23 protein-coding genes and 2 riboswitches are annotated in these 26,839 nt (G+C 40.2%); of the genes, 14 read left to right on the top strand and 9 right to left on the bottom strand.

Annotated elements, in window-relative coordinates; translation table 11 throughout:
• Positions 1–10: 10 nt before the first annotated feature.
• Entirely contained in the window at positions 11–1,795 is a 1,785-nt protein-coding gene (thiC, locus tag CBM15_RS12130; RefSeq protein WP_087617837.1) for a phosphomethylpyrimidine synthase ThiC, read from the bottom strand.
• A gap of 150 nt (positions 1,796–1,945) precedes the next feature.
• A riboswitch (TPP riboswitch) is annotated at positions 1,946–2,060 on the bottom strand.
• Positions 2,061–2,375: 315 nt separating this feature from the next.
• A riboswitch (cobalamin riboswitch) is annotated at positions 2,376–2,555 on the top strand.
• Positions 2,556–2,650: 95 nt separating this feature from the next.
• Here thiC and cobT point away from each other — a divergent pair.
• Positions 2,651–3,709, top strand: coding sequence for a nicotinate-nucleotide--dimethylbenzimidazole phosphoribosyltransferase (gene cobT / locus CBM15_RS12125; RefSeq protein ID WP_087617727.1), 1,059 nt, complete (start codon positions 2,651–2,653; stop codon positions 3,707–3,709).
• Between the two features lie 568 nt (positions 3,710–4,277).
• Positions 4,278–4,589 (top strand): hypothetical protein, encoded by a 312-nt coding sequence (locus CBM15_RS12120; RefSeq protein WP_008405307.1) that lies wholly within the window; start codon positions 4,278–4,280, stop codon positions 4,587–4,589.
• A gap of 111 nt (positions 4,590–4,700) precedes the next feature.
• On the opposite strand, the gene CBM15_RS12115 is transcribed toward CBM15_RS12120, so the two are convergent.
• Positions 4,701–5,003: a YunC family protein gene (locus tag CBM15_RS12115; protein WP_065216841.1), complete on the bottom strand. Its 303-nt coding sequence runs from the start codon at positions 5,001–5,003 to the stop codon at positions 4,701–4,703.
• 430 nt (positions 5,004–5,433) lie between these two features.
• Between CBM15_RS12115 and CBM15_RS12110 the strand changes: the two genes are divergently transcribed.
• Together CBM15_RS12110 and CBM15_RS12105 are read left to right on the top strand one after the other, a co-directional pair.
• Entirely contained in the window at positions 5,434–7,497 is a 2,064-nt protein-coding gene (locus tag CBM15_RS12110; RefSeq protein ID WP_087617726.1) for a choice-of-anchor I family protein, read from the top strand.
• A 172-nt stretch (positions 7,498–7,669) separates the two neighbouring features.
• Positions 7,670–8,512, top strand: coding sequence for a hypothetical protein (locus CBM15_RS12105; RefSeq protein ID WP_087617725.1), 843 nt, complete (start codon positions 7,670–7,672; stop codon positions 8,510–8,512).
• Between the two features lie 82 nt (positions 8,513–8,594).
• Here the strand turns inward: CBM15_RS12105 and CBM15_RS12100 are convergent, their stop codons facing one another.
• A complete protein-coding gene (locus CBM15_RS12100) occupies positions 8,595–9,191 on the bottom strand; it encodes a TetR/AcrR family transcriptional regulator (RefSeq protein ID WP_087617724.1) in 597 nt (198 codons plus the stop codon).
• Positions 9,192–9,278: 87 nt separating this feature from the next.
• Between CBM15_RS12100 and CBM15_RS12095 the strand changes: the two genes are divergently transcribed.
• From CBM15_RS12095 to CBM15_RS12085, 3 genes are read left to right on the top strand one after another with little or no spacing between them, the layout of a single operon-like run.
• Positions 9,279–9,968 carry a CoA transferase subunit A gene (locus CBM15_RS12095; protein ID WP_008405297.1) on the top strand — a complete coding sequence of 230 codons (690 nt, stop codon included), beginning with the start codon at positions 9,279–9,281 and terminating at the stop codon, positions 9,966–9,968.
• Positions 9,955–10,599 carry a 3-oxoacid CoA-transferase subunit B gene (locus tag CBM15_RS12090; RefSeq protein WP_087617723.1) on the top strand — a complete coding sequence of 215 codons (645 nt, stop codon included), beginning with the start codon at positions 9,955–9,957 and terminating at the stop codon, positions 10,597–10,599. Before CBM15_RS12095 ends, CBM15_RS12090 begins: the two co-directional genes overlap by 14 nt.
• Complete coding sequence (locus tag CBM15_RS12085; protein WP_087617722.1) at positions 10,596–11,921, top strand: MFS transporter; 1,326 nt, start codon at positions 10,596–10,598, stop codon at positions 11,919–11,921. The genes CBM15_RS12090 and CBM15_RS12085 overlap by 4 nt, the downstream gene beginning before the upstream one ends.
• Before the next feature lie 181 nt (positions 11,922–12,102).
• Here the strand turns inward: CBM15_RS12085 and CBM15_RS12080 are convergent, their stop codons facing one another.
• Both CBM15_RS12080 and CBM15_RS12075 read right to left on the bottom strand, forming a co-directional pair.
• Positions 12,103–12,978 (bottom strand): hydroxymethylglutaryl-CoA lyase, encoded by an 876-nt coding sequence (locus CBM15_RS12080; RefSeq protein WP_087617721.1) that lies wholly within the window; start codon positions 12,976–12,978, stop codon positions 12,103–12,105.
• 5 nt (positions 12,979–12,983) lie between these two features.
• Positions 12,984–13,625: a GntR family transcriptional regulator gene (locus CBM15_RS12075; RefSeq protein ID WP_087617720.1), complete on the bottom strand. Its 642-nt coding sequence runs from the start codon at positions 13,623–13,625 to the stop codon at positions 12,984–12,986.
• A 194-nt stretch (positions 13,626–13,819) separates the two neighbouring features.
• Here CBM15_RS12075 and CBM15_RS12070 point away from each other — a divergent pair, with 194 nt between their 5' ends.
• The 4 genes from CBM15_RS12070 to CBM15_RS12055 are packed head-to-tail and all read left to right on the top strand — an operon-like array spanning position 13,820 to position 19,495.
• Entirely contained in the window at positions 13,820–14,449 is a 630-nt protein-coding gene (locus CBM15_RS12070; protein WP_087617719.1) for an isochorismatase family protein, read from the top strand.
• Complete coding sequence (locus CBM15_RS12065) at positions 14,442–16,493, top strand: hydantoinase/oxoprolinase family protein (protein WP_087617718.1); 2,052 nt, start codon at positions 14,442–14,444, stop codon at positions 16,491–16,493. The genes CBM15_RS12070 and CBM15_RS12065 overlap by 8 nt, the downstream gene beginning before the upstream one ends.
• Positions 16,493–18,250, top strand: coding sequence for a hydantoinase B/oxoprolinase family protein (locus tag CBM15_RS12060; protein WP_087617717.1), 1,758 nt, complete (start codon positions 16,493–16,495; stop codon positions 18,248–18,250). Before CBM15_RS12065 ends, CBM15_RS12060 begins: the two co-directional genes overlap by 1 nt.
• 42 nt (positions 18,251–18,292) lie before the next feature.
• Positions 18,293–19,495, top strand: coding sequence for a CaiB/BaiF CoA transferase family protein (locus CBM15_RS12055; protein ID WP_087617716.1), 1,203 nt, complete (start codon positions 18,293–18,295; stop codon positions 19,493–19,495).
• Positions 19,496–19,615: 120 nt separating this feature from the next.
• On the opposite strand, the gene CBM15_RS12050 is transcribed toward CBM15_RS12055, so the two are convergent.
• From CBM15_RS12050 to CBM15_RS12040, 3 genes are all read right to left on the bottom strand, one after another.
• Positions 19,616–20,647, bottom strand: a complete 1,032-nt coding sequence (locus tag CBM15_RS12050; protein WP_239534826.1) for a restriction endonuclease — start codon at positions 20,645–20,647, stop codon at positions 19,616–19,618.
• A gap of 129 nt (positions 20,648–20,776) precedes the next feature.
• Positions 20,777–21,103, bottom strand: coding sequence for a nucleoside triphosphate pyrophosphohydrolase (locus CBM15_RS12045; RefSeq protein WP_087617714.1), 327 nt, complete (start codon positions 21,101–21,103; stop codon positions 20,777–20,779).
• A 41-nt stretch (positions 21,104–21,144) separates the two neighbouring features.
• A complete protein-coding gene (locus CBM15_RS12040) occupies positions 21,145–22,005 on the bottom strand; it encodes a LysR family transcriptional regulator (RefSeq protein ID WP_087617713.1) in 861 nt (286 codons plus the stop codon).
• 143 nt (positions 22,006–22,148) lie between these two features.
• Here CBM15_RS12040 and CBM15_RS12035 point away from each other — a divergent pair, with 143 nt between their 5' ends.
• The 3 genes from CBM15_RS12035 (at position 22,149) to tcuA (ending at position 26,060) form a co-directional block, all read left to right on the top strand.
• The gene (locus CBM15_RS12035; RefSeq protein ID WP_087617712.1) at positions 22,149–23,438 is read left to right on the top strand and encodes a CitMHS family transporter; all 1,290 of its coding nucleotides are present in this window, start codon (positions 22,149–22,151) and stop codon (positions 23,436–23,438) included.
• Entirely contained in the window at positions 23,431–24,483 is a 1,053-nt protein-coding gene (locus CBM15_RS12030) for an AbrB family transcriptional regulator (RefSeq protein ID WP_087617711.1), read from the top strand. The genes CBM15_RS12035 and CBM15_RS12030 overlap by 8 nt, the downstream gene beginning before the upstream one ends.
• Positions 24,484–24,578: 95 nt before the next feature.
• Complete coding sequence (gene tcuA / locus CBM15_RS12025; protein WP_087617710.1) at positions 24,579–26,060, top strand: FAD-dependent tricarballylate dehydrogenase TcuA; 1,482 nt, start codon at positions 24,579–24,581, stop codon at positions 26,058–26,060.
• Between the two features lie 111 nt (positions 26,061–26,171).
• Here tcuA and CBM15_RS12020 read toward each other — a convergent pair whose 3' ends face one another.
• Positions 26,172–26,798, bottom strand: coding sequence for a D-alanine--D-alanine ligase (locus CBM15_RS12020; protein WP_239835842.1), 627 nt, complete (start codon positions 26,796–26,798; stop codon positions 26,172–26,174).
• Between the last annotated feature and the right edge of the window lie 41 nt (positions 26,799–26,839).

Here is a 26,839-nt window from a genome sequence, read left to right as displayed (position 1 = left end):
CCTAAGAAAGTTACTGATATATGTTACCACCAGATTGCTTAAACTGTTCAGCTTTTTCCTTCATACCTATTTCAATAGCTTCCTTCGTATCAAGTTCTTTTTCTTTTGCAAAATTACGAATATCTTGAGAGATTCTCATACTGCAAAATTTAGGTCCACACATAGAACAGAAATGTGCTGTTTTTGCACCTTCAGCAGGTAAAGTTTCATCATGATATTCGATTGCACGTTCAGGATCTAAAGATAAATTAAACTGATCTCTCCAACGGAATTCAAAACGAGCTTTTGATAAGGCATCATCTCTTTTATGTGCTCCTGGATGCCCTTTTGCCAAATCAGCAGCATGTGCAGCAATTTTATAAGTGACAACCCCTACACGAACATCATCTCTATTCGGTAAACCTAAATGTTCTTTTGGCGTTACATAACAAAGCATCGCTGTCCCATACCAACCAATCATTGCAGCTCCAATAGCAGATGTAATGTGATCATAGCCAGGAGCTATATCAGTTGTAAGAGGGCCTAAAGTATAGAAAGGAGCTTCCTTACAAACTTCCAGTTGTTTGTCCATGTTTTCTTTTATAAGGTGCATTGGCACGTGTCCCGGTCCTTCAACCATAACCTGTACATCATGCTCCCAAGCAATTTTTGTTAGTTCTCCAAGAGTTTCTAATTCCGCAAATTGAGCTTCATCATTGGCATCTGCAATGGAACCAGGACGTAAGCCATCCCCTAAAGAGAAGGAAACATCATAAGTTTTCATGATTTCACAGATTTCTTCAAAGTGAGTATATAAAAAATTTTCTTTATGATGGTGAAGACACCATTGTGCCATAATAGATCCACCTCGGGATACAATACCTGTTAAACGTTTTGCTGTTAACGGAACATACCGTAAAAGAACCCCTGCATGAATGGTGAAGTAATCCACCCCTTGTTCGGCTTGTTCAATCAATGTATCACGGTAAACCTCCCATGTTAGGTCTTCAGCAACACCATTTACTTTTTCTAGTGCTTGATAAATAGGTACGGTACCGACAGGAACAGCCGAATTTCGAATAATCCATTCCCGTGTTGTGTGAATGTTTTTACCTGTTGATAGGTCCATAATATTATCAGCACCCCAACGTGTTGCCCATGTCATTTTTTCAACCTCTTCTTCGATGGAAGATGAAACAGCAGAATTGCCAATATTCGCGTTAATTTTTACATGAAAGTTACGACCTATTATCATGGGCTCTGATTCTGGATGGTTGATATTAGAAGGAATAATCGCTCGACCCTTTGCAACTTCATCCCGTACGAATTCAGGTTTCATATTTTCTCTAATTGCGATAAATTCCATTTCAGGCGTGATAATTCCTTTTCGTGCATAATGAAGTTGTGTAATATTTTTCCCTTTTTTAGCCCGTAACGGTTTCCGCTTTAAACCAGGAAACACGTTATGATTAGTACGAGGATCGTTTTTATCTTTATAACCATTATCCTCAGGCTTGATTTCACGACCATCATATTCCTCCACATCGCCACGTTCTTGAATCCATGTACTGCGAAGGGCAGGGAGACCTTTTGTAATATCGACAGAATAATCAGGGTCTGTATAAGGTCCGCTGGTGTCATACACACGTACTGGAGGATTTTCCTCTTCTCCAAACGTACCAGTTGTCGGGCTTAACTCGATTTCACGCATTGGAACCTTAATGTCAGGTCTAGAGCCTGTTACATATACTTTATTGCTACCCGAAAAGTTAGACATAATGGAAATACTTTGTTCGTTTAATGAAGATGGTGACATTGACATAATAAATCTCTCCTTTTTTGAATATAAGGACAAGAGATAGAGCACAACAGTGAGGAGCTTAAAAAAGCTTATGAAGTACATAAAAAAGCCGGTGTCCAATAAATGGTCGGACCCGGCTAATATGTATACAGAAGTAGTATTACTATAATACGATGCTAACTTCCCCACGCTGGTATGATCCAGATCAGGTCCCAAGAGTCAAGAAACTTCAACGTGTTTCATTCTCAGCCCAACTTATTGGACTCCCCTAGTTATTTCTATTCAATTTTATATTAGTATACATGAAACTACCTTGAGATAAAAGGGAAAATTCAGAAAAGTATTTGTTAGATGAATTACCTTACCGGATATTGATATCGTACTCATTTCGCATGCACATTACAAACCTCTGCATGTCTCGATGTTAAGAACAATAAAGAAACAAAACCCGAACGTATTATTATTTCTGATGAGTCAACATTCTCAGGAGGTGGACTTTTTTTAGATTTAAGGAATTCTGAATCAGAAAACGTTTTAATTCCTGCTTATTGAAAATCATCCTTGACGAAAAAAGTCGTTCGTCGTAAAGTAATGGTAAATTCATCAAGCATTAGGTGCCCGTTAAGGGAGAATAGGGAATAAAGTGAAAAGCTTTAGCGTAATCCCAACACTGTATAGAGGAGTTTCATAGCAAAACCCACTGGATTTACATCTGGGAAGGGGCTATGAAATTGTGAATCTGAGCCAGGAGACCTGCCTAAGTATGCTTACTGTTTATAGACACTGGATATGTCTGTAGTTTATTTGTTATCGAATAAACTGCAGGCTATTTTTATTGTCAAAAATACATTTAGATGGGGGAAACGAAACATGCAATTATTACAGCAAACAATTGATCAAATTCAAGAAATCGACCGACAAATGGAAGAAAAAGCACGTACGTACATAGACTCTTTAGCCAAACCGCCGCAAAGCCTAGGGAAGCTCGAATCACTAGCTCTGCAAATCGCCACAATTACGGGTGACCTTGCGCCTAAAATCGATAATAAAGCGGTGATCGTCATGGCTGCGGATCACGGGGTGTATGAGGAAGGCGTAACGCCAAATCCGCAAAGTACAACGGTTTTCCAAACATTATCATTTCCGAAAGGGACGACAGGGATGTGTACGATTGCGAAAATTTCGAATGCACAAGTCATCCCGGTAGATATCGGTGTCAAAGAAGATTTACCTCAAGATGCTGGGGTAATCATTAAAAAGGTCAAATACGGGACAGACAATATGGCGAAAGGTCCAGCAATGACACGAGAAGAAGCGATTCAAGCGATTGAAGTAGGAATTGAAGTCGCAACAGAAGCGATCCAAAACGGTATCAATCTCATTGGTACCGGGGAAATGGGTATCGGGAATACGACACCGAGTGCTGCAGTGCTTTCAGTGCTTCACGGCTGTGATCCGCTGGCAGTAACAGGCTTTGGAGCTGGTGTCGGAGCTGGCGGAATCGAATATAAAGCCGAAGTCATTCGAAAAGCGATTGCCTTGAATGAGCCGAACGCCGAAGATCCGATTGATGTTGTGGCAAAAGTAGGCGGTCTGGAAATTTGCGGGATGGCCGGAATCTTCCTTGCAGGCGCAGCAAATCGTGTACCGGTCGTTGTTGACGGGTACATTTCTACGGTTTCCGCATTAATCGCCTATAAGTTAAATCCGAATGTGAAAGCGTATTTGATTCCGTCACATTTATCGGAAGAGCCCGGTGCAAAAATTGCAGCTGAGCTTCTAGGATTAGAGCCAATGCTGCATATGAATATGAGACTTGGAGAAGGATCGGGTGCTGCACTAGCATTCCCGATTCTAGATGCAGCATGCTCGATGATTACGAATATGGTGACGTTGGAGGAAGCGGCAGCGCTTTTAGTAGCCAAGTAGAAAAATCATCAAGACATGAAATTCGTAAAATAAAATTACGTAAACGGGCTACATTAAAAGTGACAGTAACTTTTAATGTAGCCTTTTTAATGAATTCGGTATTCCCGGAAAATGAATGGCGTTTTCAGTCTATTCTATTTATTTTACCAGTAAAATACCAAATAGGCGAAACAATTCCGTTTATTTATCCAGTGAGGAAATCATAAAGAAAAGCCCTATCCAATCCGCTGAAAATGTTATGTGCGACCAAAACATTCGGGGAATGAATAGAACTTGATTTAATTTTACAGAAAATTCAGTGAAATGCAAGCAATTGTCCTGTCATTTGCATTCCTTCCGTAATATCCTATATTAACCAAATGTAAAAACATATTCGAAATGTTAATAATAGCTAAAAAAGTGCTTTTTGGATGGAACTTGGAATAAAGTAACCGGTAAATAGGGTAAGGAAAAGTAAGACCAATAAAAAGGAGAGGCGGGAGGGGCATTAAGAGAAACGGGGTGATCACTATTTCTCCGTATGTGAAAGGTCGTTTTTGAATATATTCGAGAAAAGGATGAGGATAATATGAATCAAATTTTCAAAAAAGATGAGTTTATTATTATTCCTTTTTATAAAGGGCGCAAGCAGGAATTTATGGTCGTCAATACGAAGAAGGAATTTAAAAATGGACATACGCACTTAAAGTCATTTAAGATGGCCAAGTATTTGATCAATCTTGCGCGTTGCCAAAAAATCAATTCCGGATTAAGACCATATTTATTAACAAGCCTTACAAGAATATCAGCAGACCGTGAATATATTCAAAAATTAGAAGAGCTTCTAGCCGTGAAAAGAAGTAAAGGGTCAAAAGCTTCCTATTATAATAAAGCAATCTAATTGTACGTAATAACGTCAATAAAAATAGATAGACCGCTTTTTCAAGAAATTGAAAGAGCGGTTTTTAGCATGTTTGGGGTGGAGCTCATCACCTGAGAACTTACAATTTAACTAAATCATTTTTAATAACGCTTCTTCGCCAATCATACCTTCTTCAATGCCGTACGCTCTCGCTTCGTATGTGACGGATTCCAGTGGCGCTTTAAGTAAGTCATCAATCGTTCGAACACCTACTGCACGACCCGCAATGATTTTACGATCGGCCAACTTTTCATTTAACAGACCAACATCGAGTGCACCACACATAATGTACCCATGCTCATTCGAAATCGTCAGCAATGTTGTTTTAGGTAATTGAACCGTTACCGCAGTAAATAAATGACCTTGAAGATCAATCGTTTCCGTATAGACGATAACCTTCTCCCCCTTTCATATAAATCATATGAAACAATTAGAAATTGGTACTTGTTTTTGGGGAAATTGTGCAGGTTACTTCAAAAGAGCGGCTTTGTTCCGCTTTTCTCAATATACTTTCTACAATAAGGTACTAAGTTCTACTTTCGGACCGGACTGTTCAACTTTCAAGCTAGAATCTTCTACTTATCCCGAAGCCTTCTACTTTTGAGCCGCTTTGTTCCACTTTCGCCAGTCCTCGTTCTATATTCATGACGCAGAGTTCTACTTTTGCCCCGGTCCTTTCTACTTTTGAGCCAGAACTTTCTACTTTCCAGGCCTTTAATTACATGCGGTGTAGAATAATACTTACAATCTCTTACAATTAATTCATATGAACTTAATATTCCACCCTTACACTAAGAAAAAATGTAAAGGTGGAATATTGTCTATGTCAAAGAAATTACTAGCTGCGGCTCTTATTGGAGCGGCGGTCACTACGCCTGCCATTGTCGCAGAAGCAGCGTTAAGTTTGGATGCTCGTTATGATTCCGGTGTACAAAATGAAGACGGCGGTACAACGGAAATTGTTGCGTACAATCCGCACACCCATTCAACGTATACCGTAAATGGCGAAACGAAAAAAATTGAAGCAATCGCCCTTGACTATATAAAAGATGAGGCCATGACGTTAAAGCCGTTCCTTTCGATCGATATCGCCAAAACAATTGCCACATTCGACCAAACATTTGAATACGGTGATTTAACAAGCATTACGGTACACCCGAAAGAAAATGTAATTGCGGTGTCGGTACAGGCAGAAGGCTACAATACTGCCGGTTATGCCGTTGTACTAACGGGGGATGGCAAGCTTCTATGCGCAACAAAAGTAGGCATCCAACCGGACAATATTACATTCACAACGGACGGGACGAAGCTTCTAACAGCAAATGAAGGGGAGCCGCGTGAAGGCTATGGCGCGGATATAGTTGACCCGATAGGCAGCGTTTCTGTCATTGATACAGCAAACGGCTTTGACGCATTAACAGCAGAAACGCTTTTCTTTGAAGCATTCGATACAGCAGAAAAACGTGCTGAGCTCGTTGCGGACAACGTCATTTTAAAGAAAAATACAAATCCTTCTGATGACCTGGAACCGGAATACATAGCAGTTAATGAAGCGAGCACAATGGCGTATGTCGCGTTACAGGAAAACAATGCCGTTGCCACAATTGATTTAACGTCAAATGAAGTAGTGTCTGTGAAAGGGCTTGGCTTCAAAGACCACAGCAAGCCCGGCAATGAAATCGACTTATTGAAAGACGGTAAAATCGAGATTAAAAATGAAAACTATTTCGGCATCTATATGCCCGATGGAATGGCAACAGTGACGATTAACGGCAAAGATTATCTCGTTACGGCCAATGAAGGCGATGGACGTGAATGGGGCGAAGAACAGAGCGAAAACTTCCATTTGAATGAAATCGAAACAGACGAAGAAATTGTGACATATGATACGTCCGGCTACGACGGTTTTGCAGAAGGGCAGGACTATATTTTCGGTGCACGTTCATTTGCTATCTTTGATGCTGAGACAATGGATGCCGTATTCGAAAGCGGCAGCGATTTTGAAAAGATTACCGCACAGCAGCATCCTGAATTTTTTAACGCAAGCAATACGAATGTGAAACTGGACAGCCGAAGTGGCAAAAAAGGTCCTGAGCCGGAAGATGTAAAGATCGGCAAAATAGGTGATGAAATCTTTGCCTACATTGGGCTGGAGCGTATCGGTGGTGTCATGATGTACAACATCACAAATCCAGCAAGCGCAAAATTTGTAGACTATTTGAACTTACGGGACTTCTCGGATGATATTAAAGGTGATGTTTCACCAGAAGGAATGGCCGTCATTACGAAGGAAGACAAGCCGCAGCTAATTGTTGGCCATGAAGTGAGCGGTACGGTGACGGTGTTAAATGTAAAAGAAGAGCTGCCCGCATTTAAGGATATTGAAAACCACCCTGATAAAGAAGCGATCGCGAATGTGACAAAGCGCGGGTTATTCAACGGGGTAAATGATAAAACATTTGCACCGAACAAGCCGTTTAGCCGTTCACATGCCGCATTGGTGCTGCACCGTTTGGCGGGTACACCGGCAAAAAACACTACGAATTTCAATGATGTAAAAGCATCTGCAACAGAAGATGCTGTTTCATGGGCAGTGGCAAATCAGTTCATCAGTCCATTAAACAACAAAGTATTCGGCGCCGCAAAACCAATTACGCGTGAAGAATTCGCCGTAGCGGTCTACAATGTGTTGAAGGCGGTTGGACAGATCACTGCAGCTGAAGCGCCTGTCTATAAGGACGATGAAAAAATTGCCGCCCATGCCAAGGAAGCCGTTGCCTCACTGAAAGCAGCCGGCATTATGACAGGAACGAACAATGAGTTTCATCCGAAGCAATCGTTGACACGTGCGCAGGCGGCTGTTGTTTTGGATAAATTGCTGAAATAAGGTTAAGTTTCATTCGATCTATCAAGCTCGCTGCGACGAAAACGCAACGAGCTTACTTTTTTAACGTTGCATGAGATCCGGAGTTCACAGAATTCTTAAAATATACTTTCTCCTAACGAGTGTAATGATTTATACTAAAAATAACAACTACGAATGAACATGGGGAATGTAAATGAAAAAACTATTCGCTGCTTTTATGATGTTAGGAGTCATTTTTATAATGAATGATGCACAGGCACAGCAAAATAATACAAAATCAACTTGGCTTTGGCATACCCATACGATTACAGATGAGCAAACGATCCAGTTTCTATTAGATAAAGAAGTAACGACAGTCTATTTGCAGATTGACCCGGCAATACCGAATGATGTGTACGCAGCCTTTATTAACAGGATGCGCGAAGCAAATATTGAAGTGCAGGCACTGGATGGAGGACCTTATTGGAATACAGCAAATTTTGATGCGTTATGGGCATGGATCAGCCAATACCACCAGGAATATCCCGCAGCGAATTTCACAGCAGTCCATTTAGATGTGGAGCCTTATTTATCTGCATTATGGGAACAGAATCGAAACCTGGCAGTCAGTCAGTACCAAGAATTAATACAGCACGCCCTCTATAAAGTACGCTGTACAGAACTAAGATTAGAGGCGGATATCCCATTCTGGTATGATGAAGTGCTATATTATAACCAATTTGGTGAAGGCAACTTGGCAGAGTGGATGATTGCGAACACAGACGGCGTCTCCATCATGGCCTATCGCAATACAGTTGCTGCGTTAAAGAGCATTACAAAAAATGAAATGAATTATGCAAAGAAGTATCAAACTCCGGTTGTTATGGGTGTTGAAACAATGCCTTTCCCATATGAGCCATATATAACATTTGCCGATGAAGGTGAAATCAAGATGAACCAAGTACTCGATCAAGTGGCGAGCCATTATGCTAAAAACCGTTATTATAGCGGGGTAGGAATACACTATGTGCAAAGCTGGCAAGGGTTGAAAGAGTAGTATTTGAGATAGAGTGCCATACAACAAAGAAACAAAGGACAATCCAAGGAGTTTGGGTTGTCCTTTGTTTCTTTTTAAATCTTTACGAAAAGCCATTTAAATAATGCTGTAATGCACTCGCACCACTTTCTTGGAGAGACTGATCTTCTGGGAATGTACACCAATGATAAATGACACCCATTGCGAGCTGGGTAAAGGCGAGTTTTAATTGTTTAAGTGATAACGCAGGTTTTGTTGGGCTTGCTTCAATAACCTCGGTAATTAATGCTTCAAATAACATAAATAATTTACGGTTAGGATTCCTGAAATATAAATGAGCTTCAGATTCTAAAGAAGTAGAGTAAACTACGGATAAAAACTCGCGCCCAAACGTTTCTTCTAAATAAATAAACACGTTCTCTAAAAAGAGCTGTAATCGCCTTTTTGGTGATAATTGTATTGGTAGATCATTATACAATTGTTCATAATACTTATCTGCCAAGGCAAAGTGCTCATTTAAAATTTCAGCCTTTGACTTAAAGTGATGGTAAAACGAACCTTTGGATGAATTGCAGGCTTGTACAATTTCATCGACACTGACATTTTTATATCCTTTTTCTTTAAACAATTGCATGGCAATCCTTATGATGAATCCCCTTTTATTTTCTGTTTCATGTATTTTATTTTCTCTTTTAATCAATTAAATCATCCTTTATGCATTTACTTCCCTTTTATTCTATTGTAAAATTAGACTGCAGTCTAGTTAATAAGATGAGGGGGGTCAAAATTGAAGAACAAAGTCATCCAAAATCTTTCAGAACTAAGTGGGTTATTCAAGGACAATCAGGTTATTTTAGCAGGGGGATTCGGATTGTCAGGCGCACCATTAACAATTATTGATCAAATGGCTGAAACCGATGTGAAGGGATTGCATGTAGTTAGCAATAATTTAGGGGATCATGGGATCGGTTTACACAAACTGTTTTTACAAGGGAAGATTGAAAAGGCAATTGGTTCATTTTTTACAATGAACAGAGAGGCAGTTATTGCTTGGTCGGAGGGTAAGCTAGATATTGAACTTTTACCACAGGGTACATTAGCGGAGGCCATTCGTTGTGGAGGCGCGGGAATTGGTGGCTTCTATACGAAAACGGCTGTAGGCACTGAGTTGGCAATCAATAAAGAAGAGCGAGTTATAGATGGAGAAACGTATATTTTTGAAAAAGCAATCAAGGGCGATGTGGCAATAATTCGTGCAAAAGCAGCCGATCGATTAGGAAATCTAATTTATCATACGACTGCCAGAAACTTTAATCCTATGATGGCAACTGCAGCGGAAACGGTCATCGTGGAGGTTGATGAAATTTTAGAGGTAGGCGAATTAGATCCTGAAGCAATTGTTACACCACATGTTTATGTAGATTATATTGTGCAGTCTAACTATGTGAAAGAGGGGGATCGCTATGTCAGCGTTTGATCCACGTACAGTTATCGCTAAACGTATTGCGCAGGAGTTGCAAGATGGTCAAATCGTGAATTTGGGCATCGGAATTCCTACGTTAGTGACTTCTTACATTGAAGGAAAAGATGTCTATCTCCAATCAGAGAATGGTTTATTAGGAATGGGACCACCACCATCAGAAAATCAGATTGATGCAGATTTAATATCTGCAGGAAAAGAACCGGTTACGATTACAAAAGATGCATCGTTTTTCAGTAGTGCCGATTCTTTTGCGATGATCCGAGGGGGCCATATCGATGTAGCTGTATTAGGAATTTTACAGGTGAATCGTTTTGGTGAAATTGCCAATTGGTCTGTACCGGGGCAACCGATTTTAGGTGTAGGTGGAGCAATGGATTTAGTAGTAGGGGCCAAAAAGGTAATTGCAGCCGCAACTTTGTTTACAAAAGATGGCGATCCAAAAATTGTAGAAAGCTTAACTTATCCGAGAAGCGGTATACGCAGGATAGAGATGCTTGTAACTGAATACGCGGTATTTGAATTTGAGGACAAAAAAGTAATTGTAAAGGAATTGTTAGGTGACCTTACGATTGAACAATTGCAAGACCGATTAAAAATTCAATTAGATATGGGGGTAAAGCTATGAATGAAAGCGCTTTAGCGAAACAGACGACGAAGAAAACGATGACTCGTATTTTACCGTTTATTTTAATCCTGTATATCATTGCATACTTAGATCGTGTAAATTTAGGATTTGCTGCGTTAGAAATGAACGCTGATTTAGCATTAACTGCTGAAGTCTTCGGGTTATTATCGGGTATCTTCTTTATCGGTTACTTCTTCTTTGAAGTCCCTAGTAACATGATTATGCATAAAGTGGGGGCAAGAATTTGGATTGCGCGTATAATGCTTTCTTGGGGAATCATTGTTATTCTGACTGGATTTGCGCAATCAGCTACACATCTTTACATTTTACGCTTTTTACTAGGTGTTGCGGAAGCCGGATTCTTTCCTGGTATTATTTTATATTTAACCTATTGGTTCCGTGAACGCGAGCGTGGTAAAGCAACAGCAGTTTTATTATTAGCCTTGCCGATTGGAGGATTAATCGGTGCCCCATTATCAGCCTGGATTATTGACAACGTTGCTTGGGCAAGTTTAGAAGGCTGGCGCTGGATGTTTATTTTGGAAGGGATTCCAGCATTAATTTTAGGTGTGATTACATTAGTTTATTTAACAGATCGTCCAAGTAAAGCGAAATGGCTGACACAGGAAGAAATAAATTGGTTGGAAGGCGAATTAAATGTAGAGCGACAAAAGGCATTAAAGCTTAATAAGCCGTCTAAACTAGCAATGTTAAAGGATGCAACGGTTTGGAAATTAGCACTTTTCTATTTTGCCGGCTATACAGGTGTATACGGTCTATCGTTCTGGGTACCAACTATCATTAAATCACTCTCTGCAGTCACTACAACGAATATGGAAATTGGTTGGATGGCTATGTTACCATCGTTAGTCGGTATTCCTGCCATTATCTTTACCGGGCTTAACGCTGACCGGACAGGAAAGCATAAACAGCATCTAGTAGTATGTTTGCTTATTGCTACAGTTGGTTTCGTAGGTTGTGCACTCGCTACGACTCTATGGCCAATGGTTGCCATGTTGTCACTTGCTTCAGCAGGACTATACGGCTTCACGGGCAGTTTCTTTGCTTATTTAACATTCTTCTTCACCGAGTCAACAGCACCAGTAGGAATTGCACTTGTTAACTCATTTGCAGCACTTGGTGGATTCGTAGGACCAACAATTTTAGGTATGTTTGTTTTAGAAACAGGTATGTTTGCATTAGCTGTTATTTTAGTAGTAGGGATTTTAATATTATTAACTATGCCAAAAGCGAATATTGAGATTGAAGCGGAAGGCAATAAAGAAGTACGTGTAACAACATCGGGGAAACGATTAACTTAGTATGATTTATAAAGACTGATTATTCTGTCTTCAAAGCGCGAAATGCTGCTCAGTAAATTATTACTGGGCAGCATTTCTTTTTGTTAAGAAGCACATGTTAAATTTCCTCAAAATAATCCAACTGTCATCTATAATTGTCGGGAGTGATACAGGAAGGCACCTGCCTTTTCTTGAAATACGTTCAATAAGTCTTCATAAGCATTCCATCAATTTTGCGGTTTAATTTATCCTCTATCCATTGTGCCACTTTCACGTATTCGTCCACATCAATGGATGATTTATAGCCCATCTGATGCAGCATATACACAAAATCTTCTGTACAAATATTTCCCACAGCCTTTGGGGCAAATGGGCATCCGCCAATTCCGCCGACTGAACTGTCAAAGCGGGTAATCCCGTGCTGAATGCCGACAAGTGCATTGGCGATTCCTAAGCCGCGTGTGTTATGTAAATGCAGGCCAAGCGGAAAGTCACCGAATTGCTCCCTGAAAAGGTGGATGGACTGTTCAATTGTATTAGGTGTTGCCAAACCGACTGTATCTGCGAATGTAATTTCATCGACACCGAGCTCGATAAACTGTCTGGCGATGGTGATGACATCATGTAGATCGATATCCCCTGAATAAGGACAGCCATAAGTTGTCCCGAAAATTACATTTACATATTTGTCCGCGGACTTTAGCTCGTTTACAATATCACTCATTTCCACAATCGATTGTGCTGTTGAACGGCGTGCATTTTTTAAATTGAAAGCATCGCTCACAGCAAACGCCAACTGTGCATGTGAAATAGAGGAATGAAGAAAGCGCTCCTTCCCGGATTTACTAAGTATAAGTGCGCTGTAGATTACATCCTCAATGTTTGGCAGATGCTCGATTAACGCTTCTGCCTGAGCCATTTGCGGCACTACCTTTTCGTTCACAAACGAAGTTACTTCAATCTTTCTTGCTCCTGCATCTATCAGTTTGTTAATCAAAGTCAGTTTTTCTTCTAAAGTTAATAAAACCTTTTCATTCTGGATACCGTCTCGTGGTCCAACTTCACAAATCTCAATCATATTTTTTACTCCTCCCCAATATGCTCTAAAATGTGATCCAGTGCATTATAAATATGTTCTTGAACGGCACTTTTTGCGCGTTCGGGTCTTCGGGCTTCGATTGCTTTCAGGATTGCTTCATGGGCTTCAAATGATCGCTTTAGTTCGTATTGGTCATACCAATAGAAAGATCGGTAGACGAGCGGCAAAATAACGACTTGCTCAATATGTTTTTTTAAGTAGGAGTTACCTGAAGCGTCATTGACGCAGTCATGGAACTGTTTGTTGAAATAAACGATCTTCTCCATATTCGCTTCATCAGGTTGCGCAATCGTGTGTTTCACATATTGCATAAACTGTTCATTTGCCGATTTGAGGACCTCAATATGTTGTTCGGTGCGATTGAGGGCAGCTTCAAATGCTGCATGCCCTTCAAGCAAAGCACGGATTTGATAAATTTCCTGAATGTCTTCTTTTGAAAAGGAGGAGACCACATAGCCTTTTGCTAACGGAGTGACTAAGCCATCAAATTCCAATTGCTGCAAGGCTGATCTCACAGGTGTCCGACTCACTTCTAATTCATTGGCAAGCATTACTTCTGTTAAACGTTCGCCAGATTGATAGTGGCCTGAGATAATCCTTTCTTTTACGTACTGATAAGCATCCACCAGCTACACATCCTTTCATATTGTATACAATGAGTGGATTTTTAACTTTAAAACTTCTCTCACTAAACAGTATAACCCTTTCAAATCAATGAATCTACATAAGATTTGTAATATTCAGAAAAAAATATTGTTTTCATTGTATACAATGTGCTATGATGCAAACAGCTAGTCATACAGAAGGAAAGAGGGTTGGAATGCAAAAAAACTATGATGGATTTGCAGAAGTCGTCGGATTTGGTGAACGTCCAGCTATTATTGTTGTCGATTTTATCAATGGCTTTACAGATTCGGCCTGTAAACTAGGTTCAAATTATGATGAGGAAATAGCGCAGACGAGCAGCTTGCTGGAAAAGGCAAGAGAACACAATATCCCAATCATTTTTACAACCGTTGAGTACGGGGATGCATTCGAGGAAGCGAAATATTTCCTTCAAAAAATCCCGGCATTGCAGGTATTGACAGAGAACAGCCATTGGGTCCAGGTGGACAAGCGTCTTCAAAGACGGCAGCATGAGTTGGTCATTAAGAAAAAATTTGCAAGCGCCTTTTTTGGTACAAACTTAAATTCAATATTAACTACGAAAAAAGTAGACACGTTAATCATTGTAGGCTGTACGACTTCGGGTTGCATAAGGGCAACTGTAGTCGATGCACTGCAGTACGGCTATCGTGCTGTTGTGCCTGAACAATGTGTTGGTGACCGCTCCTTAGAACAGCATCAGGCAAATCTTTTTGATATTCAAAATAAGTACGGTGATATTGTTTCAAAAGATACAGTTTTGCATTATTTCAATCAAATAAAGGGGGTCCAATTAGATGTATAGAGTAGCTGTTGATGTTGGAGGAACGTTTACAGATATTGTTTTGCAAAATGAAGTGACCGGAGAAATTTATGGAACGAAAACACCATCGACACCAGAAGATCAGTCGATCGGATTGATGGAGGGAATCAAAAAGGCCTGTGAGGAGCTCGGCGTCAGCATCAATGAAATCCAGTCGATTTTACATGGAACAACGGTTGCCACAAATGCCGTACTGGAAGAAAAGGGTGCAAAAGTTGGTTTAATCACGACTGCAGGGTTTGAACAAATATTGCATGTCGCACGCTCTTGGACGCCACCGCCAATTAGTGCCTGGATCGGTTTTATGAAGCCTGCTCCACTAGCGGATCTGATCTATACAAAAGGTGCGGTTGAACGGATGACCGCGAAAGGCGATGTTTATTTGCCGTTAGATGAAGCTGATATAATTCAAAAAATAGAAGAAATCTATGCAGACGGAGTAGAGAGTTTAACGATCAGTCTGCTTAATTCCTATGCAAATCCTTCTCATGAAATTCGTATTCGTGAGCTTGCATTATCCATCAACCCAGATATACCTGTTACCATTTCTTATGATATCCTTCCAGAATTTCGTGAATATGAACGAACATTAACGACAGTTATGAACTCCTATGTTAGACCTCCTATGCAGAAATACTTGAAAAATATACAGACAAAATTAGATGAAGATTCGATTACGAGCAGAATAAGCATTGTCCGTTCGGATGGTGGACTAATGAGTATCCCGGCAGCTTCTGAACGGCCGGTGCACACAATGCTTTCAGGTCCTTCAGGCGGTGTAACGGCATCTGCCTCAATCGGCGTGCAAACTGGCCTCCGCAATGTCATTTCATTTGATATGGGTGGTACGTCTACCGATGTAGCGTTGACGTATGACGGCGAACCGCGGATGTCCCGTGAAACAAAAGTAGGCATTTTCCCGGTAAAAGCACCTTCACTTGAAGTGGTTAGTATCGGTGCCGGCGGTGGATCGATTGCGCATGTTCCGATTACAGGTGCGTTGCGTGTAGGACCGCAAAGTGCAGGATCACAACCTGGGCCAGCGTGCTATGGTAATGGGGGTGTAGAACCGACCGTAACAGATGCGAATGTCGTATTAGGTTATTTGCCTCCAAGTCTGGTAGGCGGTGAAATGAAGCTAATTGTTGAAAAATCACGTGAGGCTGTTCAAACAGTTGCAGATAAGCTGGGCTTCGATATATATAAAACGGCAAAAGGAATTTACGATATTGTCAATGAAAATATGTATGGTGCGATTCGACTTGTTTCAGTGGAAAAGGGCTATGATTCTCGAGATTTTTCATTGCTGGCATTAGGCGGTGCAGGCCCATTACATGCAAACGCACTTGGAAAACTGTCCGGTAGCTTCCCGATCATCATCCCGCCGACACCGGGCGTGCTTTCGGCATTGGGCTTTTTGCAATCTTCCATTCGCAACGAGTTTTCAAAAACGTATATCCATTCTATTTCAACGCTTTCAAAAGTAGAGGTCATCGATGAGTTGCAGCGATTAAGTGAAGAGTGCCTCGGCTGGCTGAAACAAGAAGGCGTAACAAAGGAACAATCAACGATCAAATGCGAAGTTGACGTAAGGTATTATCGTCAAGGTCATGAAATACCGATTGAAGTAAACATTAATGATTTAAATGAAAAGGGACTCTCTATTTTAGTTGAAAAATTCGATGCCATTCATGAAAAGACATATGGCTTCAAAATTGATTCTGATGTAGAAATAGTTAATATCCGTGCAGTTGCAATTGGTAAGGTGAATGCGCCACGTCTGCCAAAAAGCGAGGCAGGGAGTGCGGATGCTTCACAGGCGATTATCGTGGCGGATCATCAAGCATATTTTGATGGGGAAATGCAGACGACACCAATTTATGACCGTAGTTTATTGCAGCCGAACAATGAGATTAAAGGGCCGGCTATCATTACGCAAAAGGACAGCACGACGCTTATTATTCCTGGCCATATTGCGACGGTAGATGAACATATGAATATTCTGATCAAAGGGGTTGAAGCATAATGTCGGCAATCGATTCAATTACAGTTGATATTATTGAAAATGCTTTGCGAAATGCGAAAGAGGAAATGGATGCAACCTTATTCCGTTCGGCCATGTCACCTGTTATTCGTGAACAGCATGACTGCTTCCCGATGATTACAGACAGCAAAGGACGAATGGTTGTGGGGAACTTTGGTTCTCATGTACCTGAAGTGGTAAATCAATTTAAAGAAGGTATTTTCGAAGGCGACGTTATTTTCGTAAGTGACCCATACAGCTGCGGTGGTTCAATTTCGCATATTAATGATTGGATGATTATTTTACCGATTTTCTATCAAGATAAAATCATCGGCTACTCATCAATGTTTGGACACGTAATGGATGTCGGCGGCCCTGTCTCATCCAGTATGCCCGTACAAGCACGTACAATTTACGGTGAAGGCGTTCGCTTCCCGCCAGTAAAGTTGTATGAAAAAGGGGTCTTGAACGAAGCAATAGTAAAAATTATGCAGGCAAATACAAGAACGCCGATCGAAAATTATTCCGATTTAATGGCACTTGTCGCTTCATGCCGTACAGCTGAAAAACGGGTAATTGAAATCGTCAGCCGTTTCGGTGAAGAAGTGTACAATAACGCTTTGCAAGCATTGCTAGATCGAACAAATATAATGATGCGCCAGCTTATTCAAAACTTCCTCCCTACCGAAAAAGTATCATTCGAGGATTATATTGATGACGACGGTTTAGGAAATGGCCCGTTCAAAATGAAGTTGACGATGTGGCGTGAAGGGGACCAGGCATTCTTTGACTGGGAAGGAACAGATCCGCAAGCACCCGGCCCAATCAATTATTATTTGAGTGAACCGATGTTTAAAATGTTTATCGGCTCGTATTTAATCGCTGTTTATGACCCAGCGATCAACTTTAATGATGGCTTTTATGATGTGCTTCACATTAATACGCCGGAAGGTTGCTTGATGCGTCCAATCGCACCTGCTGCATTAGGCTGTCGTACCCACGCGCTGAGCAGACTATTTGACGTATTGGGCGGAGTATTGTCATTGAAAACACCTGAAAACAGTACAGCAGCAGGCTATGGAACAAGTCCATACTTTATCTTTTCCGGGAAGGACCAAAACGACAAGAGTTTCCACTTGATGGAGGTTATGTATGGCGGTTTGCCGGGAAGACCTCATGCAGATGGAATTGACGGTCATTCCTGGTGGCCGGCATTCGTGAATATTCCGACAGAGTATTTAGAAACGTATTACCCGCTATTGGTAAATGAATACCGTACCGGCATGGATTCAGGCGGTGCTGGAAAACATCGCGGCGGAAACTGCAATGAAAAAGTGTATACGTTTTTAGCGGATGGTATAGTATCCATCCATGACGACCGCGCAAAAATACAGCCTTGGGGGATTAATGGCGGTGATCCGGGCGTGTCTTCCTCTAAGCAACTCGTGAAGAAGGATGGAACTGTAATTGATCTACCGTCGAAAATTGACCATATCGAAGTAGAGATTGGAGATGTCCTTTACTTTAATACAGCAGGAAGCGGTGGTTGGGGTGATCCGTTAGAGCGTGATGCGGATTATGTGAGTCTGGAAGTGAAACGAGGACTTGTATCCAGATTAAAAGCCTATGAAGCTTATGGGGTTGAGTTGAATGATGATTTGACAGTCAATCTCGAAGAAACGAATGCGCGCCGAGATGAAATCCGTAAGACAAGAGATGAACTGCATTCCTTTAATTTTGGACAACGCCAATTTGCATAGAGAGAGGAGTTGGATTTGCAGCTACTTTAGCTGTATACCACTATGAAAGAACATTATTTCCCGCTCGATAATATACGTGTACTAGAACTAGGAACATTAATTGCTGGTCCCTTTGCTGGAAGACTACTCGGGGACTTTGGAGCAGAAGTCATCAAAATCGAACCGCCCGATAAACAAGATCCGATGCGCTTATGGGGGCAGCAAAAAGATGGGCAAGGACTGCAATGGCCGATTCAATCACGCAATAAGAAGTCGATTACGTTAAATTTACGTGAATCCGAAGGTCAGGGAATCTTCAAACAGCTTGTTGAAAAAGCAGATGTCATTATTGAAAACTTCCGCCCAGGCACGATGGAAAAGTGGGGGTTATCCTACGAAGTACTAAGTGCCATCAATCCAGGAATTATTATGGTGCGCACTTCCGGATTTGGTCAAACAGGACCGTATAAAGAGCGTGCAGGATTCGGTAGTGTTGGTGAAGCGATGGGCGGCTTGCGTTATGTGACAGGCTTTGCAGATCGCCCTCCTTCTCGAATCGGCATTTCCATCGGCGATTCTTTAGCTGCTATTTTTGCGACATTGGGCTGTTTAACGGCAATCTACGAGCGCACTCGTTCAGGCAAAGGGCAGGTAGTTGATACCGCCATTTATGAATCCGTATTTTCCGTCATGGAAAGTATTATTCCGGATTATTTGCTGGTCGATTATGTACGTGAACGCATGGGGAATGTATTGCCTGGCATTGCACCATCCAATATATATTTGACGAAAGATGGTACGTACATCGTCATCGGTGCCAATGCGGACGGGGTATTTAAACGATTATGCGAAGCGATGAATCGTCCGGAGCTTGCTGAAGATGAGCGCTATAAATCCCATCAAACCCGAGGTGTAAACCTGGAGGAGCTCGACAAGATTATCGAGCAATGGACAAAAACATTATCTGCTGAGGAAAGCCTGGCAATTTTGGCTGAAAAAGGGGTGCCATCGGGGCTCATCTATTCAGCTAAGGAAATGATTCAGGATCCCCAATTCCAAGCTCGTGAAATGATTGTCAATGTGGAGCACGATACGTTCGGTGAATTCCCGATGCCAGGAGTTGTTCCGAAACTTAGTCGTACTCCCGGGGGAATCCGCTTCCCAGGCTCGACAAAAGTGGGTCAGCACAATGAAGAAGTCTACGGAAGTTTGCTCAATCTGACGAAAGCTCAGCTGGACCAATTAAATAGTAAAGGAATTGTCTAGTTAGGTGTCTAGTTAGGAATAGGATGGGACAAAACTTACCTCAAAATCAAAAGCAGTCCAAATTTTACTTATTGTAAAATTTGGACTGCTTTATTTGTTAATATGTTTTATTTTCTATCGTTACATTTCCTCAAAATAATCTAAATCAATTCGTTTAATGGTAAATGTTTGTTCATTTGAGACACCAACGTTAAATTCAAATAATAAATCTGTTAATCGCTGGCCATCAATTAGGATTAGCGATTTGTCGATACCTTCTGCGTAATCAAAGGCTTCTTTTGTAAAGCGAGAAGTTGTAATAAAAATTCCTTTATTCGCTTTAAACCCAACAAGACTGCCAACAAATGCTTGGATGTCAGGGCGTGATACCGGGTTGCTCCAGCGTTTGCCTTGTAAATAAATTTTGTCCAAACCGAGAATGTCTTCTTTAATAACCCCATCAATTCCACCATCACCGGATTTTCCTACTGCTTTACCCGCATCTGCAACGGAACCGCCATAACCCATTGCAACTACTAAATCGACTATTAACTGCTCAAAAAATTGAGGGGAGTTGTTCATAATTTTTTCGAGTATCTCCTCTTGGACGGCCTGTTTAATGAGGGAGTAATTTTCAGTTAGAAGTTCTAGAGGTGTTTTTGATGTATCAGTATTTGCTGATTCAATTTGATTATCAGCACTCGAAGAAGAACCTTTTTTAAAAGCTAGATATTCAGGAAACTGCTTTAATACTGAATCATTAATATATGTAATAGTAGGATCGTTAATAATAGATAAGCCTCTATCCGTTATTCTAAACACTGTTCTTCGTGGACTTTCTATTAGTCCGGCATTCTTCAAGTAAGTTCTAGCCCATCCGAAACGGTTGCCAAATAAACTTTTCTTACCACTAGGAATCATTTCTTCCAAATCTTCTTTTGTTAAATTGAAATGTTGAATAAGTGATTCATTTAGTTCGCTTAATGTATGTTCTTGTCTGTCTTTTAAACAGCCAAGAAGAGGATACATAAATTTTTCATATGTAGGGATGGGCATTGTTACACTCCTTAATATTAGTTGATAAGGTTTTTGACTTTCATGAGCTAATGATTCACCGCTCGTTGGTCCGAACATAGCTTCCTGTTCTTCTGATTCGCTCCATTTCTTACTCAAAGGAATAGTCTGATATTCATGCTCATAGGTAGCCCTATAAGTTCGAAGTGTTTCTTTATTCAAGGGAATGGTAAATTGGATTGGGATAGTTTTATAAATTCATCAAGGTTAGATGTAATGAATCTTAAATTACTCATCCTCAACCTCTATCAAATAAATCCCTTGCCCAAATACACCACGCTTTTCTTTCTTCGCAACCCGAATTTTTTCTAGATCTTCAAAAGTGGCTTCATGAATAGGGAGGGCAGCATGGATTAGTTCCAAAATGTCAGCTAGTTCCTCTAAGGCTTCTTGATTATTAGTAGTCTCTTGATATTCATGCACCTCCTCTTCAAGTTTCTTCTTAATTTCTGTCAAATGTTCAGAAGAGTGTAGGATACGTGTAGTGAATTTACTACCAGACTTTTCAATGATTTGTGGTATTAAGTCGCGTACTAGTTTGTTGTAAACAGGCATTGGAGATCCCCCTTTTTATTTTTGGCATTGTCCTAGCCATTCTATTTATTATAATGTCCCTTTAAAAAATCCAAAAATAATTTAACATGTCTTAATTTCTCTACATACGGGTTATAAAATAAACTCGTCTCTCTATAATAAATATCTTCTCCAAAATCGTTCAATGAAATTTTAAAGAATTCTTCTCCTTCTATACTGATTTCGGGCAATACGGCAATTCCGAGATTATATTTCACCATCTCTTTACATGTCGCAGCCTGGTCGGTTTCAATACTGGGACGGATAGGCTGCTGAAAATAAGTACGCCACCATTTATCAATCATAAGACTTAATGAAATATCGGTTTTATAAGTGATAAACGGTAAGTTCGGGATATCCTCTTTATTAAACTGAGTTTTCGATACGACAAATAATTCTTCTGTAAAAAGTGTATGCTTTTTGGCATTCAATGCATAATCACCGCGAATAATTGCTAAATGTATTTCCTCCGCATTAAGTGACTCTTTGATTTCACTGCTCCATCCGGTTTTTAGTTGAATATAGATATTCGGATAAAGTTGTTTAAATTCATCCAATATTTTGGGGAGGTGATATAAGGAGAATAAACCGGAAGCACCAATAGAAATTGTACCCCTTGTATCTACAGTTAGGTTGGCTAACTGATCTACCAATAATCTTTCATTATGTATGACCTGTTTCGCATAATCATATAAAATTTGACCTTCTTCTGTAAAATCGATTCCTTTTGAGCCGCGTACAATTAGCTCTATTTTATATTTCTTCTCCAATTGTTTAATCCGGTAAGTTAGTGCGGGCTGAGATGTATAAAGGTTGCTAGCGGTATGTGTAATGTTTTTTGTTTTGTATAAATCTATTAATAATTGGGCGTCATTTATATTCACAGGCAACCCCTCCTTCTTCGATGAAATAAAAAAATTTTATCGGTATCGCTTAAAACTATCTATTTTATTTATTTGAATATATCATATATTCTGAAAATGGGGATAGTAAAACGCTTTCAAACTAATAAGAACGGGGGAGGTATATGATAGCTAGCTTAGGCTTTATAATGATAATCCTATTTACGTATCTCATTATGAGCAATCGTTTATCACCAATCGTAGCATTAATAACAGTTCCGATTCTATTTGCCATATTTGCGGGATTTGCTTCAACACTTGGCGACATGATGCTAGATGGGATGAAACAAGTATCGTCAACGGCTGCGTTATTATTATTCGCTATTTTGTATTTTGGGGTAATGATTGATGCTGGATTATTTGATCCTTTTATTCATCGTCTTTTAACGGTTGTCAAAGGGGATCCGGTAAAAATTGCAATGGGAACGGCTGTATTGGCACTGGCTGTTGCATTGGATGGAGATGGTACTACAACGTACATGATTACCGTTTCAGCATTACTGTCTCTCTACTTAAAGATAGGAATGAATCCTTTAATATTGGCAACTATCGCAATGCTTTCTTTGAGTGTGATGAGTGGGATGACGCCGTGGGGAGGACCGGCAACGAGGGCAATTGTTGCAACTGGTGTAGATCCGTCTGAATTTTTTGTGCCTTTAATTCCTTTAATGGTAATAGGGGCAATATGGGTACTGCTCGTAGCTTATTTGTTAGGGAAAAAGGAACGCAAACGTGTGGGAGTTCATGAGCTTTCAATCGACCATGTTATGCAAACAGGTGTAGAAAGTGCAAGCAAGCCTTCACCGATTCGCTGGTGGACAAACCTGTTACTAACGGTTGCTGTGATGGTCATTCTCGTAAAAGGGATTTGGCCGCCATCTGCTATTTTTATCCTTGGCTTTGCCATTGCATTGATGATTAACTTCCCTAAAAATACCGTTCAAAAAGAGATTATTATGAAGCATGCAGGAAATGCATTAATCGTAACAGCACTTGTATTTGCAGCAGGAATTTTTACGGGTATCTTATCAGGAACAGGCATGGTTACAGCCATGTCTAATGCGCTAATCTCCTTGATTCCGGATTCTTTAGGCTCACAATTACCATTGATTGTCGGGATTACGAGCATGGCCTTCACGTTTGTCATGTCAAATGATGCTTATTATTTTGGTGTTCTACCGGTCTTAGCAGAAACAGCTACATCATTCGGGGTTGATCCAATTGAAATAGCACGTGCCTCTGTACTCGGTCAACCAGTGCATCTATTAAGTCCATTAGTGGCTTCGACCTTTTTGTTAGTTGGGATGATTTCAAAAGAGTTAGGGGAATATCAAAAATATGCGTTTCTATGGTGCTTTTTAACATCGATTGTCCTTATTATTGCTGCGGTCATTACAGGAGCAATTAGTGTTTAAGCTGAAAAAGAAGAATTTAATACACACAATTTCCCCTATTGTAACAGTGATAATGGTCGCAATTGTTGGTGTCACCATTTTTCAATTAATCAACTTCCCGATGCCTTGGATGTTAGGCTCTTTATTTGGTGTATTGTTCACACAACTGCTTTGGAAACTTCCGATGAAGTGGCCGGTCGTCATGCGAAATATCGGATTACTTATAGTAGGAACTGCGATTGGCCAACTTTTCACTTTTGATATTTTAGTGGCTATGCAAGATACACTGCTTTTTATGTTGCTCCTTAACATCATGTTAAGTGCATTTTGCCTTGCATTAGCATATGCATTGCAAAAGTGGGCGTATATACCACTTGCAACAGCTTTGACAGCTAGTATTCCAGGTGGTTTGTCTCAATTAGTTGTATTTGCAGAAGAGCAGGAAGATATTGACGTGGCAGTTGTAACGTTCTTTCATGTCATTCGCGTACTTTTCGTAGTCGGGTTCATACCGATTATAGTTTCCTTAACAGGAAAAGTTCCGGAGACAATCGAAACAGGCTCAACTAATTTATTGCATAACGGCCTCTTAATTTTACTAGGCTTTATATTGTTACCGGTTGGGAAGAAATTAAAATTGCCTGTACCGCATTTTTTAACACCTGTCATTATTGGATTACTATTAAGTCTATTGAAGGTAGAAATAACGCCGATAGACAGTAATTTATTGCATATCGCACAGCTGTGTATCGGTGCGTATATCGGGTTACTGTTACATCCAAAATCTTTACGTTTACCAAAACGTGTATTAATCGGTGGAATCAGCAGTGCAGTCTTACTATTAATCATTACTTTTTTTATTGCGAAAGGAATGGTGCTGCTTTTTGAAATGGATTTTGCGACAAGCTACTTAAGTACTGCTCCGGGTGGTATGGATCAAATGGGACTAATCGCAACTGCTTTACAGGCCGATGCAACCCAGGTGACCATATTTCAGTTATTTCGAATGTTGTTTATTTATATATTCATTTTACCGCTATTAAAATGGAGATTACTAAAGAGATAAAAAAATTTTATGGTTATTTCTAAAAAATGAATATTTCATTTATTCCAAGATATTTTTTATAGTAAGACTAACAAATAGAAAAGGGGATATGTCAGATGTCACAATATGATGTAGTAATTGTAGGTGCGGGGAATGCAGCGTTATGTGCAGCGATTTCTGCAAAAGAACAAGGAAGTTCAGTACTTGTACTGGAAAAAGGACCGTTCGAGAAACGCGGAGGGAATTCATTCTTTACAGACGGTGCCATTCGCGTAGCCTATCAAAATTTAGAAGCTGTTACAAAAGTAGTTGATTTAGATCAGGAAACGATTAATAAAATCGATATGCCCGTTTATTCGGCGCAAGACTTTTATGATGACATTATGCGTGTTTCAAAAAATCAAAGTAAACCGGAACTGATTCGTCAGCTAGTGGATCAGTCATTACCAACGATTGAATGGATGAAAAAGCAAGGCGTAGAATTTGAATTGAACTATGCGAATCAGTCCTTTGAAAAAGAAGGAAAAATTCATTTCTGGGGCGGTCTGCCAGTTAAAACGGTGGAAAAAGGGATCGGCTTAATGAGAAGTTTATTCAATCGCTGTGAAGAATTAGGGATTGATGTATGGTATGAAAGTGCAGCGACGAAGATTGTAACGGAGAACAGTACAGTTGCGGGAATCGAAGTGCAAACAAAAGATGGACTTAAAACGGTTAAATGTGAAAGCGTTGTTCTGGCATGCGGCAGTATTGAAGCGAACAAGAAGAAACGTGCGGAAGCATTAGGGGAAGAGTGGAACGAGGCGTTAGTTCGAGGTACTGAATTTAACACTGGCGATGGAATCGATATGGCGGTATCAATCGGTGCGCAAACATTCGGTCAAGTAAATGGCTGTCATGCGATTGGGACAGATGCCAATGCACCACGAGTTGGAGATTTCCAAAAACCAGGTGATATCTTCAAGAAACACTCCTATCCGTATAGTGTAATGGTGAACGTGGAAGGGAACCGCTTTGTAGATGAAGGGGCCGACTTCCGTAACTACACATATGCAAAATACGGCAAAGAAATATTGAAACAACCAAATAATATTGCTTATCAAATTTATGATGCAAAAGTTCGACCAATATTACGCGCGGAGTACAATTTAGAAGAGGCGACAGTCATTGAGGCTTCTTCACTTGAAGCACTTGCAGACCAGCTGGATATCAAGAAGGAGCAATTCTTACAAACAATTAATGTGTATAATGCAGCTGTTCAAGAAGGGGAATTTAATCCTTCTGACAAAGACGGAAAATGTACAAAAGGGATTACGCCTCCGAAGTCTAACTGGGCACAAACAATAAGTGAAGGGCCTTTCTATGCTTATCCAGTTACTTGTGGTATTACATTCTCATTCTGGGGATTAGCGACAACTCCAGAAGGTGAAGTATTAAATACGAAAAATGAACCAATTGAAGGCTTATATGCTGCCGGTGAAATGATTGGTGGAATTTTCTATGAAAATTACCCGGGTGGATCCGGGTTAATGTCTGGTTCAGTATTTGGTAAACTGGCTGGTGCAGCAGCTTCACACCATGCCCAAAAAGTTAAATAAAATATAAGCGTATTTTTAACACAAGGTAATCGCTACCTTGTGTTTTTTTTCAAAAGGGCTCCCACCTCTAAAAGTGGGAGCATAACAGAAGCTTCGTTAGAAAAATATTGTTTATGGGTAGAGCAAAGTTTTTACAGCAGAGTTAGCAACGTTATTGTGAGAAGATTGTTCTAGTTTTTCCAATACATAAAATGTAGAAGGCATGTACTGTTCGGCTTGTTGTTTTAGTAAGATCGATTTCATGGATAAAATAAAACTGATTTTTTCTTGTTCAGTAAGCTGATTCCATAGCTCTGTGTTCATCTGTTGATGGTCATTATAGGGCATTGAATACAGATTCCAACCACTATATTGGCTTTGCGCATTGTCGGTTTCATATAGTGTCGATAAATAAGCATCTACGTAAAAATCGGCATTTTCTAGTTCGTTTTTATAAATTGCGCTACTTAATTGTACAAGCATGGTTTGAGCTTGTTGATGCAGTTTGCTATCCAAATCTGCATATGCTAAATCACTTTGTAACTGTTGAACCTTTAACAATTCATTTTCAAGATTATATTCACTGTCATTATCATACATGGATACATATTTAGTTTGTAAGTATTGATTTATGGATTGAATGACATCATTGTCTTCCTTTTCATAACTTGCTTGTGGCGTAGTTATAAAACCGAATAAAATTATTGCTAATCCAAAGAAACTGAAGAGACCGTACTTTGAAATTTGAGCAATCTTCACCACTTTCAACTCCTTGTTTTATTGTAGGGCAATCTAAACAT

This window comes from Solibacillus kalamii (genome assembly GCF_002174535.1).
Lineage (GTDB): Bacteria > Bacillota > Bacilli > Bacillales_A > Planococcaceae > Solibacillus > Solibacillus silvestris.
Note: the sequence above shows the minus strand (reverse complement) of the source record. Positions and strands in the feature narration are given on the sequence as shown.

Excerpts from the sequence above, each read along its gene's own strand:
- CBM15_RS12080 (WP_087617721.1), bottom strand. The coding sequence starts at position 12,978 with ATGATTGAGATTTGTGAAGTTGGACCACGAGACGGTATCCAGAATGAA.
- CBM15_RS12055 (WP_087617716.1), top strand. The coding sequence starts at position 18,293 with ATGAAAGAACATTATTTCCCGCTCGATAATATACGTGTACTAGAACTA.
- CBM15_RS12070 (WP_087617719.1), top strand. The coding sequence starts at position 13,820 with ATGCAAAAAAACTATGATGGATTTGCAGAAGTCGTCGGATTTGGTGAA.
- CBM15_RS12105 (WP_087617725.1), top strand. The coding sequence starts at position 7,670 with ATGAAAAAACTATTCGCTGCTTTTATGATGTTAGGAGTCATTTTTATA.
- CBM15_RS12065 (WP_087617718.1), top strand. The coding sequence starts at position 14,442 with ATGTATAGAGTAGCTGTTGATGTTGGAGGAACGTTTACAGATATTGTT.
- thiC (WP_087617837.1), bottom strand. The coding sequence starts at position 1,795 with ATGTCACCATCTTCATTAAACGAACAAAGTATTTCCATTATGTCTAAC.
- CBM15_RS12110 (WP_087617726.1), top strand. The coding sequence starts at position 5,434 with ATGTCAAAGAAATTACTAGCTGCGGCTCTTATTGGAGCGGCGGTCACT.
- CBM15_RS12120 (WP_008405307.1), top strand. The coding sequence starts at position 4,278 with ATGAATCAAATTTTCAAAAAAGATGAGTTTATTATTATTCCTTTTTAT.
- CBM15_RS12045 (WP_087617714.1), bottom strand. The coding sequence starts at position 21,103 with ATGCCTGTTTACAACAAACTAGTACGCGACTTAATACCACAAATCATT.
- cobT (WP_087617727.1), top strand. The coding sequence starts at position 2,651 with ATGCAATTATTACAGCAAACAATTGATCAAATTCAAGAAATCGACCGA.
- CBM15_RS12060 (WP_087617717.1), top strand. The coding sequence starts at position 16,493 with ATGTCGGCAATCGATTCAATTACAGTTGATATTATTGAAAATGCTTTG.
- CBM15_RS12085 (WP_087617722.1), top strand. The coding sequence starts at position 10,596 with ATGAATGAAAGCGCTTTAGCGAAACAGACGACGAAGAAAACGATGACT.
- tcuA (WP_087617710.1), top strand. The coding sequence starts at position 24,579 with ATGTCACAATATGATGTAGTAATTGTAGGTGCGGGGAATGCAGCGTTA.
- CBM15_RS12090 (WP_087617723.1), top strand. The coding sequence starts at position 9,955 with ATGTCAGCGTTTGATCCACGTACAGTTATCGCTAAACGTATTGCGCAG.
- CBM15_RS12035 (WP_087617712.1), top strand. The coding sequence starts at position 22,149 with ATGATAGCTAGCTTAGGCTTTATAATGATAATCCTATTTACGTATCTC.